Source organism: Zobellella denitrificans (genome assembly GCF_002237365.1).
Classification (GTDB): domain Bacteria; phylum Pseudomonadota; class Gammaproteobacteria; order Enterobacterales; family Aeromonadaceae; genus Oceanimonas; species Oceanimonas denitrificans.
On sequence record NZ_NMUO01000203.1, the window covers coordinates 1 to 807 of the forward strand.

At 51.5% G+C, this 807-nt stretch carries 2 tRNA genes and 2 rRNA genes; all 4 read right to left on the reverse strand.

The annotated features are described in order from the left end of the window. Positions 1-106 (reverse strand): 23S ribosomal RNA (locus CGX12_RS19355); the annotation flags it as partial. Between the two features lie 248 nt (positions 107-354). Then, a tRNA-Ala gene (locus CGX12_RS19360) sits at positions 355-430 on the reverse strand. A 37-nt stretch (positions 431-467) separates the two neighbouring features. Next, positions 468-544: transfer RNA gene (locus tag CGX12_RS19365), tRNA-Ile, on the reverse strand. Positions 545-686: 142 nt separating this feature from the next. Then, positions 687-807, reverse strand: a 16S ribosomal RNA gene (locus tag CGX12_RS19370); the annotation flags it as partial.

Genomic DNA, 807 nt, shown 5'->3' on the forward strand with positions numbered 1-807 from the left:
GGCTCAAGCGCTTCTTACCAGCTCACCCGTGCTTAACGCAGGTTAGCACGTCCTTCATCGCCTCTGACTGCCAAGGCATCCACCGTGCACGCTTAGTCACTTAACCATACAACCCCAAGAAGTGTGTATCGGACCCGAAGGGACCGACAGCACTGACTTCGGCGGAGTCGCTGCATCAGTGACTGATGCTTACAACATTGTTTCGCCAAGAAGTTCCAAGACACTTGCAGTATCAAGAACTACTTTTATTCATCAGCTTTTCCGAATTGTTAAAGAGCGTGACGCAAAACGTCAAAGTGATAAGCTACCGATGGCAACCCATGACTTTGTCGTCTTTATTGTGCGGTCAAGTAATGGTGGAGCTAAGCGGGATCGAACCGCTGACCTCCTGCGTGCAAAGCAGGCGCTCTCCCAGCTGAGCTATAGCCCCAGTTAGCTGACCGTCATTACCAATTTCCGCAGGAAATTGGTGGGTCTGAGTAGACTCGAACTACCGACCTCACCCTTATCAGGGGTGCGCTCTAACCACCTGAGCTACAGACCCAAAACTTGCGCTGCATTCAACCGGCCTTACCCGCTCATTCCCAAGGGAAGGGGGCGCGAACCAGCTGAGCTGCAGACCCAAAGACGTCACTCTTTTATATCAAGCAAACTGTGTGAACACTCAACAGACGTTGAGATTAAGGTAAGGAGGTGATCCAACCGCAGGTTCCCCTACGGTTACCTTGTTACGACTTCACCCCAGTCATGAATCACTCCGTGGTAAACGCCCTCCCGAAGGTTAAGCTATCTACTTCTGGAGCAACC